This window comes from Vogesella oryzagri, from assembly GCF_040148885.1.
GTDB classification, from domain to species: domain Bacteria; phylum Pseudomonadota; class Gammaproteobacteria; order Burkholderiales; family Chromobacteriaceae; genus Vogesella; species Vogesella oryzagri.
Window position 1 is genome coordinate 265494 of record NZ_JBEFLD010000006.1, and the last position, 14369, is coordinate 279862.

The window sequence follows — 14369 nt, forward strand, 5'->3', positions numbered from 1 at the left end:
TCAAGCCGGACACGACAGGCGCGCTCACACACCCACCGCCCGTACCGCGCTATGCCGGCAACAGCGCCAGCTGCATGCTGATGGCCAGGCGCTGGCCGGGCGCCAGCCAGTGGCCGCCGGTCTGCGTGGCAGGGTGGGCGGTCAGATTGGGGAAGTCCGGCACCTGGGTGCAGGGCTCCAGACAGAAGAAGTCCTGCCCCGGCGGGGTGTACACGGTAAGCAGCCCGGCCGGGGGGCCGGCGCTCAGTTGCAGCTGCAGACCGGCGTGACGGATGTGCAACGCCCCTGCCCAGCCGTAAGCGGTGTTGTCCAGCGGCCAGTCGTCCGGATGCAGACCGGCTGCCAGCGCGCTGGCCAGCGCTGCCGCCGCTTGCGGCAACAGCGGCAGGATGGCGGCATCGGCCTGCCACAGGCCGGCGATGCGCGTCTGCAGTGTGGTATCGGCATAGCGGGGAAAATAGGGATGCAGGCCGATGCCATAGGGCAATGCCTGCGCCGCCTCGTTGCGCAGCGTCAGCGTGTGCTGCAGCCCGCCATCATGCAGCGCGATGTGCTGGGTGGCGGTAAAGCGGTACGGCCCGGCGCCCTGCTCCACCCGCAGTTGCAGGCTGGCGTGATCCGGCCCCTGCGCCAGCACCTGCCAGGGAAGACGCCAGCCGACGCCGTGCAGAAAATGGTTATCCCGCCAGGCTGGCGGCAGGCTGACCCGGCTACCATCCGGCAGGGGGAAGCTGCCATCACGCAGTCGGCCGCACAGCGGCAGCATCGGGAAGCAGGCCATGCCTTCCACCGCGTGCTGCGCGATGGCGGCGTCGGAAGCTGGCCGCAGCACATGCTGCCGCCGGGCGTCGTGCTGCAGGTAGCAGCGGGCAATGCTGCCACCCGCCTGCGGCAGCAGTTCCACATGCAGCGGCCCATGCCGCAGTGACAGCAGCGCCATGTCAGCCGCCAAACTGCGCCGGCGGCAGGCCGCGCACACCGAGGGTGTCGATCTCGAACAGCGCCCCGGCCAGTGGCTGTGCGGCCAGCGTTGCGGCATCCAGACCGTCGCGTGCGGTGGTCACCGCCAGCCGCTCCAGCTGCGCGCCAAAGAAGGTCACATTGGTCACCAGCGATACCGGCAGACGGATGCGGCGCAGCAGGCTGCCATCCGGAGCAAAGCGCGATACGCAGCCACCTTCCCAGTGCGCCACCCACAGGCAGCCTTCGGCATCCACCGTCATGCCGTCGGGGTAACCTTCCTGCGGGGTGAACACCTTCCACACCTCGCGCCCGGCCGGCGTGCCGTCTGCCGCCAGCCGGTAGCGGTAGATGGTGCGCAGGAAGGAATCGGTGTGGTACATCAGCTGCCCGTCCGGCGAAAAGCAGGGGCCGTTGCAGATGTGGTAGCCGCTATCCACCACCTGCCAGCGCAAATCCGGCTGCAGCCGGTACAGCCGGCCGTGGGCGCCGGCGGGGTCTCTGTCGCTCATCGAGCCGGCGAAGATGCTGCCGTCGCGCCAGGCGCAGGCATCGTTCAGCCGCATGCCGGGCTGCCCCGGATGCGGGTTGGCGATGGGCTGCAGGCTGGCCTCGTCCCCCAGCTGCAGCAGGGCGAAACCATCGCGCATGCCGGCCACCCAGCCGCCCTGGCGGCGGGGAATCACCCAGCCCACCAGGTCGGGCAGCTGCCACTGCCGGCAGTCGCCACCATCCGGCTGCAATGCCTGCACCGTGCGCTGGCGGATGTCGACAAAGTACAGCCGCGCCTCCGCCGCCAGCCAGTACAGCCCCTCGCCCAGCACCGCGCGGGCTTCATGCAGCAGGCGCACCCCGGTCATCAACTCCCCCGTGGCCATCAGGTCCACCCGGCATCCACCACGAATTCCTGCGCGGTGATCATGCGGCTGTCGTCCGCGGCCAGGAACAGTGCCATGCGCGCGATGTCGTCGCCGTGCAGGCGCCCGTCCAGGCACTGGTTGGCATCGATCAGCTGTTCGCCGGCGGCATCCACCCACAGCCGCAGCTGTTTCTCGGTCATCACCCAGCCGGGGGTGAGCGTGTTCACCCGCACGCCCTGCTTGCCCAGGTCGCGCGCCAGCGCGCGGGTCATGCCGATGGTGGCGGCCTTGCAGGTTTCATACACCGGGTAGCCGGCACCCTTGATCTTCCAACTGATGGAGCTGAGGTTGACGATGGCGCCACTGCCGGCGGCCACCATGTCGGCCGCAGCCTGCTGCGCGGCAAAGAAGCCGGCGCGCAAGTTGATGGCCACCATCTGGTCGAAGTATTCCGGGCTGACCGTGGCCAGCTGGTGGCGATCATCGTTGGCCGCGTTGTTGATCAGCACCTGCACCCGGCCCAGCGCTTCGCGGGTGGCGGCAAAGGCGCTGGCGATGTCCTCCACCCGGCCCATGTCGCAGGGCAGGAACAAGGGCTGCGGCCCCAGTGCGGCGGCAGCCTGCAGCACCTGCTGCGCTGCCTCGCGGTTGCGGCCGGTAAAGGCGACGCGTGCGCCCTGTGCCGCGAAGGCGGTAACCATGTCGGCGCCGATGCCGGAGCTGCCGCCGGTGATGAAGACCACCTTGCCGGCCAGGCTGGGATAGTGTGCGTACTGGCTCATGTCTCTCTCTTTGTAGGTAGTGTCCGACCGCTGTTGTTCGCGGTCTGTTGTGCTTGCGGCCAACCTTAGGCCCCGCTAGTGCGATTCGCGCGGCACTGCAGCGCCGCTGCTGCCCACCAGGAAATCCAGGTCGGCACCCAGGTGTGCCTGCTGCACGTGCTTGACGTACAGATGGTACCAGCCGCGCGACGGCTGTTCCGGCGCCACCCACTGCTCGCGACGGCGGGCCAGCTCGGCATCGCTGACGTGCAGGTGCAGGCGGCGGCCCGGCACGTCCAGCTCGATCATGTCACCGTTTCGCACCAGCGCCAGCGGACCGCCGATGGCCGCCTCCGGCGAGGTGTGCAGCACCACGGTGCCGTAGGCGGTGCCGCTCATGCGCGCATCGGAGATGCGCACCATGTCGGTAATGCCCTTCTGCAGCACCTTGGGCGGCAGCTGCATATTGCCCACCTCGGCCATGCCGGGGTAGCCGCGCGGGCCGCAGTTTTTCAGCACCAGCACGCAGTGTTCGTCCACGTCCAGTTCCGGGTCGTCGATGCGCGCGTGGTAGTCGTCGATGTCCTCGAACACCACGGCGCGGCCGGTGTGGGTCATCAGTGCCGGCGTGGCGGCGGACGGCTTGATCACCGCGCCGTCCGGCGCCAGGTTGCCCTTCAGCACCGCGATGCCGGCATCCGGCTTGAACGGCTCGGCATGCGGGCGAATCACCTCGCGGTTGTAGCATGGCGCATTTGCCGAGTTTTCCACGATGCTCTTGCCGTTGGCGCTGACGGTGTTGGCGTGCAGCACGCCGGAGATTTCGCGGATCACCGCCGGCAGGCCGCCGGCGTAGTAGAAGTCTTCCATCAGGTACTGGCCGGACGGCTGCAGGTTGACCAGACAGTCCATCTCGCGGCCCAGGCGGTCCCAGTCGTCCAGCGTCAGCGGCACGCCGATGCGGCCGGCCAGCGCCAGCAGGTGGATCACCGCGTTGGTGCTGCCGCCGATCGCCGCGTTGACGCGAATGGCGTTCTCGAACGCCTCGCGGGTGAGGATCTTGGACATGGTGAGATCTTCCTTCACCATGTCCACGATGCGGCGCCCGGTCAGCTGCGCCAGGCGGTTGCGGCGCGAATCCACCGCCGGGATGGCGGCGTTTTCCGGCAGCGACATGCCCAGCGCTTCCACCATGCTGGCCATGGTAGAGGCGGTGCCCATGGTCATGCAGCTGCCCTTGGAGCGATGCATGCAGGATTCGGAGGCCACGAACTCTTCCATGCTCATCTTCCCGCCACGCACCATCTCCGACATCATCCACACCCCGGTGCCGGAGCCCACGTCCTTGCCACGGAACTTGCCGTTGAGCATCGGCCCGCCGGACAGGCCGATGGTGGGCAGGTTACAGCTGGCGGCGCCCATCAGCAGCGAGGGGGTGGTCTTGTCGCAGCCCATCAGCAGCACCACACCATCGATGGGATTACCGCGGATGGACTCTTCCACATCCATGCTGGCCAGGTTGCGGAACAGCATGGCGGTTGGCCGCAGCTGGGTTTCCCCCAGCGACATCACCGGAAACTCCAGCGGAAAACCACCGGCTTCGTATACCCCGCGTTTGACGAACTCGGCCAGTTCGCGAAAGTGACCGTTGCACGGCGTCAGTTCGGACCAGGTGTTGCAGATGCCGATCACCGGCCGGCCATCGAACAGGTCATCCGGGTAGCCCTGGTTCTTCACCCAGCTGCGATGCATGAATCCGTCCCGGTCCTGCTTACCGAACCAGCCCTGACTGCGTAGTGTCTTGTTGGCATTGCTCATGATGTGTTCCCGTGGCTACTGCACTGTGACGTGCGTGATGGAAACATCCTAGCAACACATAACGATGCCAAACCAATGAAAAAAATAGCAAAATTGATACCAAAAAAATTATCAATCACAGCTGGAAGCTGGTGCCGTACAGCTCGTTGGCCACCTCGCGCAGCGTGCGCATCATCAGCACCGCCCCCGGCGACAGCTGCTGGTCGCGCAGGGTGATGAAGCCGAATTCATCCATCTTGCACGGGAAGTTGATCGGCAGAATGCGCAGCATGCCGTAGCGGCTGTAGTGCTCCGCCACCCGGGTGGCGATGGCGGTCAGCATGTCGGTGGATTCCAGCAGCGTGGTGGTTACCAGCTGCGACACGGTTTCCACCACATTGCTGGGCGGGTCGATGTTCTGCTGGCGAAAGCCCATGTCGATACGGTGGCGCAGCACGCTGCCGGCGGGCGTAAGAATCCAGCCGGCGGAAAACACATCGCGCAGCCCCAACCCCGCCACGTTCAGCAGCGGGTGGCCGGGGCGGCAGACGATGCTGATCGGCTCCTCGGCTATCGCCTCGTATACCAGGCTGCTCTTGTCCTGCTGCTGCAGGATGCGGCCGATCATGATGTCCAGCTTGCCCGCCATCAGACGCGGCTGCAGCATGTCACTGGTGTCGATGGTGACGTTGATGTCCAGCAGCGGGTACTGCTGCTTGATGCGGGCGATGGCCAGCGGCACCAGCCGGGTGCCCGGGTCGGTAATCGCGCCGATGCGCACCTGGCCCATCTGCCCGGCCTTCAGCGCATGAATCTCCTCGTGCGCCTGGTTGAGACTGGACAGCACCATGCGCGCGTGGCGGATCATGATCTCGCCGTACCAGGTTGGCCGCATGCCGCGCGGCAGCCGCTCGAACAGCGGCACCTCCAGCATGTCCTCCAGCTCCTTCAGCAGCTTGGACACCGCCGGCTGCGTCATCATCAGCGCCTCGGCGGTGCGGTGGATGTTGCGCTCCTCGTCCAGCGCCACCAGCAGCAGCAGCTGCCGGGTCTTCAAGCGTGAGCGGATGAACCAGTTGCCGTAATTGCCTGCCATGCCTGCCACCAAATTGATATGGAAAACAGTATCAATACTGGCATTTTTTTCATTAGTTGTGCATCACTTCTGGCGATAGTATGGATTCAACACCCAGCCAGGAGTCCGCTTCATGTTGTTGATCCAGTATCTCGACACCGATGGCCAGCCTGCCGTCGGCGTGCTTTCCGACGATGGCGAGCAGTACCGCCCACTGCGCGGCCTGACCTCCACCTATGCACTGGCGCAGGCCGCCATTGCCAGCGGCCGCGACCTGGCCACCAGCCTGCAGGACTACCCGCAGGGCGAGCCGGCCCCCTACGCCGGACTGGTAGAACGCGGTGCGCTGCTGCCGCCGCTGACCCACCCCGACCCGGCCCACTGCTACGTTACCGGCACCGGCCTCACCCACATGGGCAGTGCCGCCACCCGCGACCAGATGCACCAGAAGCTGCACCAGCACGACAGCGCCGAGCTGACCGACAGCATGAAGATCTTCCGCCTGGGGCTGGAAGGCGGCCGTCACCAGAACGGCCAGCCTGGCGTACAGCCGGAATGGTTCTACAAGGGCGATGGCAGCATCGTGGCCGCCCCGGGGCAGCCGCTGCCGGCACCGGATTTTGCGCTGGATTACGGCGAGGAGCCGGAACTGGTGGGGCTGTATGTCATCGACCCGCACGGCCAACCTTGCCGGCTGGGCTTTGCGGTGGGCAACGAGTTCTCCGACCACGTCACCGAGCGGCAGAATTATCTCTACCTGGCGCATTCCAAGCTGCGCCCCTGCGCACTGGGGCCGGCGCTGCGCATCGGCGCGCTGCCGGCGGCGCTTACCGGCGAAAGCCGTATCGAGCGTGACGGCGCCATCGTGTGGCAAAAGCCGTTCCTGACCGGCGAGGCCAATATGTGCCACAGCCTGGCCAACCTGGAATACCACCACTTCAAGTACCGCCAGTTCCTGCGCCCGGGCGATGTGCACCTGCACTTCTTCGGTACTGCCACCCTGAGCTTTGCCGATGGTATCGCGGTACAGCAGGGCGACGCGTTCGTGATCCACATCCCGGAATTCGGCCCGGCGCTGCGCAACCCGGTGGCCGCCACCGCGGCGGGCTTTGCCATCGAGGGAGTGCGCGCACTATGAAACTGCCGGTATTCCGCAACTACATCAACGGCCGCTGGGTGAACGGTTCCACCACCGGGCTCAACGAAAACCCGTCCGATCTGGACAACCCGGTGGGCGAATACGTGCGCGGCAGCGCCGCCGACACCAGCGAGGCCATCGAGGCCGCCAGCGCCGCCTTTGCCGACTGGTCGCTGAGCAGCATCCAGCGCCGCGCCGACATCCTGCAGACGGTAGGCAACGAGCTGCTGGCCCGCCAGGACGAAATCGGCCTGCTACTGGCACGCGAGGAAGGCAAGACCCTGCCCGAAGCGGTGGCCGAGGTTGGCCGCGCCGGCCAGATCTTCCGCTTTTACGCCGGCGAGGCACTGCGCATCAGCGGCGAGCAGCTGGCATCGGTACGCCCCGGCGTCAGCGTGGAAGTGAGCCGCGAGCCGGTAGGCGTGGTGGGCATCATCACGCCGTGGAACTTCCCCATCGCCATTCCGGCGTGGAAGATCGCGCCGGCTCTGGCCTATGGCAATACCGTGGTGTTCAAGCCGGCCGAGCTGGTGCCGGGCTGCGCCTGGGTGCTGGCCGACATCCTGCATCGCGCCGGTATCCCGGCCGGGGTGTTCAACATGGTGATGGGCAGCGGCCGCCTGGTGGGACAGACCCTGGTGCAGCACCCGGAAGTCACCGCCATCAGCTTTACCGGTTCGGCCGGTGTCGGCCAGCAGATCCTGGATACCGCCAGCAAGCGCGGCGCCAAGGTGCAGCTGGAGATGGGCGGCAAGAACCCGCTTGTGGTGCTGAACGACGCCGACCTGGACGTGGCGGTGCAGGCCGCCGTCAACGGCGCCTACTTTTCCACCGGCCAGCGCTGCACCGCGTCCAGCCGGCTGATCATCGAACAGGGCGTGTATGAGCCGTTCCTGGCGCGCCTGCAGCAGCGGCTGGCCGGCCTGCGCGTGGACAACGCCACCGCCCAGGGCTGCGACATCGGCCCGGTGGTGGACGAAAAACAGCTGGCCACCGACCTGGACTACCTGCGCATTGCCGAGGCCGAAGGCGCGCGACGGCTGTTCGGCGGCGAGCTGGTAAGCCGCGCCAGCCGCGGCCACTACCTGCAGCCGGCACTGCTGGCCGGCACGCCGCAGATGCGCATCGCCCGCGAGGAGGTGTTCGGCCCGGTGGCGGTGGCCATGCCGGCGGAGTCGTTCGAGCACGCACTGCAGCTGGCCAACGACACCGAGTTCGGCCTGTGCGCCGGCATCTGCACCCGCTCGTTGCGCCACGCCAGCGAATTCAAGCGCCGCAGCCGAAGTGGCATGGTGATGGTGAACCTGCCCACCGCCGGCGTGGACTACCACGTGCCGTTTGGCGGCCGCCGCGCCTCCAGCTATGGCTCGCGCGAACAGGGTCGTCACGCCATCGAGTTCTACACCACGGTCAAGACCGCCTATACGGCGCCCTGAGCGTAAACAATTGTTTGGATTCCGATCTGCTGCCGGATAATGCCGCAGAGCCCATCGTGTCACCCACCACTGGTCGTTCGAGCCAGGCAGTGACCGGTCATATACAGAGAGACAAAGAGGAGATGGTCATGAAACAACACACACTGGCGATTCTGCTTGGCCTGGCCGGCCTGGCACCACTGGCCGCCCACGCCGCCGACAAGGGGATGGTTGCCATTTCGATGCCGACCAAGTCGTCGGCACGCTGGATCGCCGATGGCAGCAATATGGTCAAGTACCTGCAGTCCAAGGGCTATAAGACCGACCTGCAGTACGCCGAGGATGACATCCCCAACCAGCTGGCACAGATCGAGAACATGATCACCAAGGGGCCGAAGGTGCTGGTGATCGCCGCCATCGACGGCACCACGCTATCCGATGCGCTGTCCAAGGCCGCCAGCAAGGGCATCAAGGTGATTGCCTATGACCGTCTGATCAAGGGCTCCAAGAACGTGGACTACTACGCCACCTTCGACAACTTCCAGGTGGGGGTGATCCAGGGCGGCTACATCGAGAAGGCGCTGCACCTGAAGGAAGGCAAGGGCCCGTACAACATCGAACTGTTCGGCGGTTCGCCGGACGACAACAACGCCTTCTTCTTCTACAACGGCGCCATGTCGGTGCTGAAGCCTTACATCGACAAGGGCAAGCTGGTGGTGCGCAGCAAGCAGCTGGGTATGGACAAGGTGTCCACCCTGCGCTGGGACGGTGCGGTGGCCCAGGCGCGCATGGACAACCTGCTCAGCGCGAACTACAGCAGCGCCAAGGTGGATGCGGTGCTGTCGCCGTATGACGGCCTGAGCATCGGCATCATCTCCTCGCTCAAGGGCGTGGGCTACGGCACGCCCAAGCTGCCGATGCCGGTGGTCACCGGCCAGGATGCCGAACTGCCGTCGGTGAAATCCATCCTGGCGCGCGAGCAGTCGCAGACCGTGTTCAAGGACACCCGCGAGCTGGCCAAGGTCACCAGCGACATGATCGACGCCATGCTGGCGGGCAAGCCGGTACCGGTGAACGACACCAAGACCTACAACAACGGCGTGAAGATCGTGCCGTCCTACCTACTCAAGCCGCTCAGCGTCGACATCGGCAACTGGAAGCAGGTGCTGGTGGATACCGGCTACTACTCCAAGGGCATGTTCTAACTGATCCGGCCACGCTGGCGGGCCCCCCGCCGGTGCCGGCGCGGCATGCGGGCTGAAGGTTGGCCGCATGCCGGCCGGTGCGGATTCGACGGTACCGCCCTGCCCGCCGCACGCCGGCGACCGGGGCTACACGACGGGACGAAGCAGTGGAAACAATTCTGGAAATGCGCAGCATCACCAAGGAATTCCCCGGGGTGGTGGCGCTGAACCAAGTCAATCTCTCGGTGCGGGCGGGCGAAATCCACGCCATTGTCGGCGAGAACGGCGCCGGCAAGTCCACGCTGATGAAGGTGCTGAGCGGTGTCTACCCGCACCACAGCTACAGCGGCGAGATCGCCTTTGCCGGCCAGGTGCAGGCCTTCCGCGACATCCGCGATTCGGAGCGACTGGGCATCATCATCATCCACCAGGAGCTGGCGCTGGTGCCGCAGCTGTCGATTGCGGAAAACATCTTCCTCGGCAACGAGCCGGGCCGCCACGGCGTCATCGACTGGCACCAGGTGTATGCCCGCACCAGCGCGCTGCTGCAGAAAGTGGGGCTGAAAGAGGCACCCACCACCCGCATCAGCGAGCTGGGGGTGGGCAAGCAGCAACTGGTGGAGATCGCCAAGGCGCTGTCGAAGAACGTGCGGCTGCTGATCCTGGACGAGCCTACCGCCAGCCTGAACGAAACCGACAGCGACGCGCTGCTGGAGCTGCTGCTGGAGCTGCAGCGCGAGGGCATCACCTCGATCCTGATCTCGCACAAGCTCAACGAGATTGCCAAGGTGGCCGACCGCATCACGGTGATCCGCGATGGCATGGCCATCGAGACCATGGACTGCGCCGATGCGCCGATCCCGGAAAACCGCGTGATCCAGCGCATGGTTGGCCGCGAGATGTCGGACCGTTACCCGCGCCGCCAGCCGCAGATCGGCGGCACGGTGTTCGAGGTGCGTAACTGGCGCGCCAGCCACCCGCAGCACCCGGAGCGGCAACTGCTGAAGGACATCAACCTGCATGTGCGCAAGGGCGAGATCGTCGGCATTGCCGGCCTGATGGGCGCCGGCCGCACCGAGCTGGCGATGAGCATCTTCGGCCGCAGCTACGGCCAGCGCATCCAGGGCGATGTCTACCTGCACGGCCAGGCAGTGGATGTCAGCACCATCCGCAAGGCGATACGCCACGGCATCGCCTATGTCACCGAGGACCGCAAGGGGCTGGGGCTGGTGCTGCACGACGACATCGCCCGCAACATCAGCCTGCCCAACCTGTCGCGGGTGGCACGCGGCGGGGTGATAGACCAGGCGCGCGAGGTGACCGTAGCGCGTGAGTTCCGCGAGAAACTGCGCATCCGCTGTTCCGGCGTGACGCAGCAGGTGGTGAACCTGTCCGGCGGCAACCAGCAGAAGGTGGTGCTGAGCAAGTGGCTGTTCTCGCAGCCCGAGGTGCTGATCCTGGACGAACCCACCCGCGGCGTGGACGTGGGCGCCAAGTACGAGATCTACACCATCATCAGCCAGCTGGCCGCCGAGGGTAAGTGCGTGCTGATGATCTCGTCGGAAATGCCGGAGCTGCTGGGCATGTGCGACCGCATCTACGTGATGAACGAAGGCAGCATGGTGGCGGAGTTCCCCGCCGCCGAAGCCTCACAGGAAAAGATCATGAGCGCGATCGTACGCGCCGGGAGCGAGAAATGAACGACCACACCGTGACCCTACCGCCAGCGGCGGCAGACAAGAAATACAGCGGCTTCCTGCGCCGCAACTTCCGCGAATACGCGATGTTCCTGTCGCTGTTCGTGATCATGCTGTTCTTCCAGATCCAGACCGACGGCACGCTGCTGATGCCGCTCAATCTAACCAACCTGGTGCTGCAGAACAGCTACATCGTGATCATGGCGCTGGCCATGCTGCTGGTGATCGTGGCCGGGCACATCGACCTGTCGGTGGGCTCGGTGGCAGGCTTCATCGGCGCGCTGGCGGCGGTGCTGATGGTGCAGCACGAGGTGCCGGTGTTTGTCGCCACCGCCGTCTGCCTGCTGGCCGGCGCCATCATCGGCGCGGCACAGGGCTATTTCGTGGCCTACCACCGCATCCCGTCCTTCATCGTCACCCTGGCCGGCATGCTGGTGTTCAAGGGCCTGGCGCTGACCCTGCTGGACGGCCAGTCCATCGGCCCGTTCCCGGAAATCTTCCAGAAACTCAGCTCCGGCTTCATCCCGGAGGCGCTGGAAAGCGACGGCCTGCATGTCAGCTCGCTGCTGCTGGGCTGCGCCGCCGCGGTGGCGCTGCTGCTGCTGGCGGTGAAACAGCGCGCCGCCCATACCCGCCACGGCATGGAAGAAGAGCCCACCCACTTCTTCTGGGCCAAGCAGCTGTTGATTGCCGCCATCATCGTGTTCTTCAGCTACAAGCTGGCCGCCTACAAGGGCCTGCCCAATGTGCTGATCATCATGTGCCTGCTGGTGGCGCTGTACCAGTTCGTCACCAACCGCACCACCGTCGGCCGCCGCATCTACGCCCTGGGCGGCAACGAGAAGGCCACCCGCCTGTCCGGCATCAACACCCAGCGGCTGACCTTCTACACCTTCGTCAACATGGGGGTGCTGGCGGCCTTGGCCGGCCTGGTGTTTGCCGCGCGGCTGAACACCGCCACGCCGAAAGCCGGCCTCGGCTTCGAGCTGGACGTGATCGCCGCCTGCTTCATCGGCGGGGCCTCCGCCTCCGGCGGTGTCGGCAAGGTGATGGGGGCGGTGATCGGTGCCTTCATCATGGGGGTGATGAACAACGGCATGTCCATCCTCGGCATCGGCATCGATTACCAGCAGGTGATCAAGGGCCTGGTGCTGCTGGCCGCGGTATGGGTGGACGTTTACTACAAGAACAAATAAGGCGCCGGGCGGCCGCGCCCCGGTGCGGCCAACCCCGCCACTGCGCGAGGCAGCCATCATGTCCCACCCCCTACCCGTAACCGCCCCGGCCCTGATCGGCCTGGACTGGGGCTCCACCCAGGTGCGCGCCTTCCTGTTCGGCCAGGATGGCGAGCTGCTGCACAGCATGCAGGCGCCGCTGGGCGTCAGCCACCACCCCGGCGCCGCCGGCGTGGCCGCGGTGGCAGCCTGGTTGGCCGCATGGCTGCAGGCCTATCCCGGCATACCACTGCTGGCCTGCGGCATGGTCGGCAGCCAGCACGGCTGGCAGGCAGTGCCCTACCTGCCCACCCCGCTGCCGCTAACGGCGCTGGGGCAACACCTTACCCGGCTGGATGCCTGGGGCCGCGCAGTCTACCTGGTGCCCGGCGTCTGCCATGACAGCGCCGGCGACGGCTTCCGCGACGTGATGCGCGGCGAAGAAACCCAGCTCGCCGGCCTGGCTGCCGCCTACCCGGAGCTGGTGGCGCCGGAGCTTATCCTCACCCCCGGCACCCACAACAAATGGCTGCGGCTGCAGGCTGGGCAGCTGCTGTCGCTGTCCACCTGCATGACCGGCGAGCTGTACGCGCTGCTACGCGAACACAGCCTGCTGGCGCCGTTGCTGGCGGATGGGGCGTTCGATAGCGACAGCTTCCTCGCCGGTGTGAATGCCGCCCGCGACAAGGGCGACTGGCTGCACCAGCTGTTCGGCGTGCGCGCCCGCGGCGTGCAGCAGCAACTGCCGCCCGCCGCGCTCAACGACTGGCTGTCCGGCCTGCTGATCGGCTACGAAATCCACGGCACGCTGGCCGCCGGCGGCAGCGTGGCGCGCTGCGGGCTGATCGGCAGCCCGGCGCTGACCCGCCGCTACGCCACCGCCCTGCGCCACCTGGGCGTCGTCGCCGTCTGCCTGGACGGCGAGCGCGCCGCCAGCGCCGGCCTGTGGCACATCGCCAGTCAGGCCGGCCTGTGCCGGCCGCTGGCGGCCAACCTTCTCCTGGAGCCCTGACATGCAGCAGCAAACCCTCACCCCGCCGCTAGAACTGGACCGCGCCATGGCGCAGCTGCCGCTGGTCGCCATCCTGCGCGGGGTCCGCCCAGACGAAGTGCTCTCCATCGCCGCGGTACTGTACGACGCCGGCTGGCGCATGGTGGAAGTACCGCTGAACTCGCCTACCCCACTGGACAGCATCGCGCTGCTGGCCCGCCACTTTGGCGAACGCATGCTGGTAGGCGCCGGCACCGTGCTCAGCGCACAGCAGGTGCGCGAGGTGGCCGCCGCCGGCGGGCGGCTGATCGTGTCGCCCAATCTGGAACGGGAGGTGATCACCACCAGCAAGGCGCTGGGGCTGTACGCGCTGCCCGGTGTACAGACTGCCAGCGAATGCTTTGCTGCACTGCAGGCCGGCGCCGACGGCCTGAAGCTGTTCCCGGGCGAAGCCGTCACCCCGGCCATCATCAAGGCGCTGCGTGCGGTGCTGCCGCCCGCCACCCGGCTGCTGCCAGTGGGCGGCATCACCCCGGACAATATGGCCGCCTTCCGTGCCGCCGGTGCCAGTGGCTTCGGCATCGGCAGCGCACTGTTCAGGCCGGGCATGACCGCAGCAGATATCAAGCAGCAGGCCCAGCGCTTTGCCGCTGCGCTGCAAAACCAAGGAAGCGCACCAGCCGGAGTTGTCGGAACAAATCGGGACGCCGATTGACAGCTGGCGGACGCGTGCCGCCCGGGACCGCCCAGGATTTTCTCCGCCGGTCGGGGACGATCCCCCTGACAACCGGGAATGAAAAAGCCGCCCAGCTACGTGAGGCGGCTTTTTCATTGGCTGCCGCGCAACCTGCTATCGCGCGACAGCGGCACCAGCAAACCACGGGTCTGCAATGAATTTCACGAACCGCAGCCTGCATCGGGAGCACGGACAGGCGGCGCGGCGGCAAACGGTGACTGCTACGGCAATTCAAACGGATAGCAAGCGGCGTCAAGCAGTTGCAAAGCACGCTGGATTGTCTCTGGGGCCCCGGCGCAACTCAAGCACGTTGGCCGCAAGAACAACCCGACCCAGCAGCCCTAGTGGCACAGATCCACTCAGGCCGGCAGAACAGCCAGTGGCGCATGCACTTTGCACATGCCGTGTCAAAGCATAATCCGCAGCCAGCCCCCAGCCATACGTCTACTCACCGCGTGTTTGCATGAAAAAACCACATGAACATCAAGGTTTGTTAATAAATGTTACTTGATAGCAAACTGTGCCCCAGCCTTCTGATGGT

The 14369-nt window shown here is 66.2% G+C and carries 12 protein-coding genes; 7 read left to right on the forward strand and 5 right to left on the reverse strand.

Annotation, left to right across the window (positions count from 1 at the left end; translation table 11 throughout):
* Window positions 1–49 precede the first annotated feature (49 nt).
* The 5 genes from ABNW52_RS13245 to ABNW52_RS13265 all read right to left on the reverse strand — a co-directional run bounded on the left by ABNW52_RS13245 (window position 50) and on the right by ABNW52_RS13265 (window position 5474).
* The gene (locus tag ABNW52_RS13245) at window positions 50–940 is read right to left on the reverse strand and encodes an aldose 1-epimerase (protein WP_349588627.1); all 891 of its coding nucleotides are present in this window, start codon (window positions 938–940) and stop codon (window positions 50–52) included.
* 1 nt (window position 941) lies between these two features.
* A complete protein-coding gene (locus tag ABNW52_RS13250) occupies window positions 942–1838 on the reverse strand; it encodes an SMP-30/gluconolactonase/LRE family protein (RefSeq protein WP_349588629.1) in 897 nt (298 codons plus the stop codon).
* A complete protein-coding gene (locus ABNW52_RS13255; protein ID WP_349588632.1) occupies window positions 1838–2602 on the reverse strand; it encodes an SDR family NAD(P)-dependent oxidoreductase in 765 nt (254 codons plus the stop codon). Before ABNW52_RS13255 ends, ABNW52_RS13250 begins: the two co-directional genes overlap by 1 nt.
* Window positions 2603–2677: 75 nt before the next feature.
* Window positions 2678–4399: an IlvD/Edd family dehydratase gene (locus tag ABNW52_RS13260; RefSeq protein ID WP_349588635.1), complete on the reverse strand. Its 1722-nt coding sequence runs from the start codon at window positions 4397–4399 to the stop codon at window positions 2678–2680.
* A 115-nt stretch (window positions 4400–4514) separates the two neighbouring features.
* Entirely contained in the window at window positions 4515–5474 is a 960-nt protein-coding gene (locus tag ABNW52_RS13265; RefSeq protein ID WP_349588638.1) for a LysR family transcriptional regulator, read from the reverse strand.
* Window positions 5475–5586: 112 nt separating this feature from the next.
* Here ABNW52_RS13265 and araD1 point away from each other — a divergent pair, with 112 nt between their 5' ends.
* The 7 genes from araD1 to ABNW52_RS13300 all read left to right on the forward strand — a co-directional run bounded on the left by araD1 (window position 5587) and on the right by ABNW52_RS13300 (window position 13807).
* A complete protein-coding gene (gene araD1 / locus ABNW52_RS13270) occupies window positions 5587–6591 on the forward strand; it encodes an AraD1 family protein (RefSeq protein ID WP_349588641.1) in 1005 nt (334 codons plus the stop codon).
* Window positions 6588–8027 carry an aldehyde dehydrogenase family protein gene (locus ABNW52_RS13275; RefSeq protein ID WP_349588644.1) on the forward strand — a complete coding sequence of 480 codons (1440 nt, stop codon included), beginning with the start codon at window positions 6588–6590 and terminating at the stop codon, window positions 8025–8027. Before araD1 ends, ABNW52_RS13275 begins: the two co-directional genes overlap by 4 nt.
* A 128-nt stretch (window positions 8028–8155) precedes the next feature.
* Window positions 8156–9211 (forward strand): multiple monosaccharide ABC transporter substrate-binding protein, encoded by a 1056-nt coding sequence (gene chvE, locus ABNW52_RS13280; protein WP_349588647.1) that lies wholly within the window; start codon window positions 8156–8158, stop codon window positions 9209–9211.
* 146 nt (window positions 9212–9357) lie between these two features.
* On the forward strand, window positions 9358–10890 hold the full coding sequence (mmsA, locus tag ABNW52_RS13285) for a multiple monosaccharide ABC transporter ATP-binding protein (RefSeq protein ID WP_349588649.1): 1533 nt from the start codon (window positions 9358–9360) through the stop codon (window positions 10888–10890).
* A complete protein-coding gene (gene mmsB, locus ABNW52_RS13290) occupies window positions 10887–12083 on the forward strand; it encodes a multiple monosaccharide ABC transporter permease (protein WP_349588651.1) in 1197 nt (398 codons plus the stop codon). Before mmsA ends, mmsB begins: the two co-directional genes overlap by 4 nt.
* A 58-nt stretch (window positions 12084–12141) precedes the next feature.
* Window positions 12142–13113, forward strand: coding sequence for a 2-dehydro-3-deoxygalactonokinase (locus ABNW52_RS13295; protein ID WP_349588654.1), 972 nt, complete (start codon window positions 12142–12144; stop codon window positions 13111–13113).
* A 1-nt stretch (window position 13114) separates the two neighbouring features.
* Window positions 13115–13807: a 2-dehydro-3-deoxy-6-phosphogalactonate aldolase gene (locus ABNW52_RS13300; RefSeq protein ID WP_349588657.1), complete on the forward strand. Its 693-nt coding sequence runs from the start codon at window positions 13115–13117 to the stop codon at window positions 13805–13807.
* Window positions 13808–14369: the final 562 nt, after the last annotated feature.

What these genes read in the sequence shown, in the direction of transcription:
- ABNW52_RS13245 (WP_349588627.1), bottom strand. Translation starts at nt 940, where the DNA reads ATGGCGCTGCTGTCACTGCGGCATGGGCCGCTGCATGTGGAACTGCTG.
- ABNW52_RS13250 (WP_349588629.1), bottom strand. Translation starts at nt 1,838, where the DNA reads ATGGCCACGGGGGAGTTGATGACCGGGGTGCGCCTGCTGCATGAAGCC.
- ABNW52_RS13255 (WP_349588632.1), bottom strand. Translation starts at nt 2,602, where the DNA reads ATGAGCCAGTACGCACACTATCCCAGCCTGGCCGGCAAGGTGGTCTTC.
- ABNW52_RS13260 (WP_349588635.1), bottom strand. Translation starts at nt 4,399, where the DNA reads ATGAGCAATGCCAACAAGACACTACGCAGTCAGGGCTGGTTCGGTAAG.
- ABNW52_RS13265 (WP_349588638.1), bottom strand. Translation starts at nt 5,474, where the DNA reads ATGGCAGGCAATTACGGCAACTGGTTCATCCGCTCACGCTTGAAGACC.
- araD1 (WP_349588641.1), top strand. Translation starts at nt 5,587, where the DNA reads ATGTTGTTGATCCAGTATCTCGACACCGATGGCCAGCCTGCCGTCGGC.
- ABNW52_RS13275 (WP_349588644.1), top strand. Translation starts at nt 6,588, where the DNA reads ATGAAACTGCCGGTATTCCGCAACTACATCAACGGCCGCTGGGTGAAC.
- chvE (WP_349588647.1), top strand. Translation starts at nt 8,156, where the DNA reads ATGAAACAACACACACTGGCGATTCTGCTTGGCCTGGCCGGCCTGGCA.
- mmsB (WP_349588651.1), top strand. Translation starts at nt 10,887, where the DNA reads ATGAACGACCACACCGTGACCCTACCGCCAGCGGCGGCAGACAAGAAA.
- ABNW52_RS13295 (WP_349588654.1), top strand. Translation starts at nt 12,142, where the DNA reads ATGTCCCACCCCCTACCCGTAACCGCCCCGGCCCTGATCGGCCTGGAC.
- ABNW52_RS13300 (WP_349588657.1), top strand. Translation starts at nt 13,115, where the DNA reads ATGCAGCAGCAAACCCTCACCCCGCCGCTAGAACTGGACCGCGCCATG.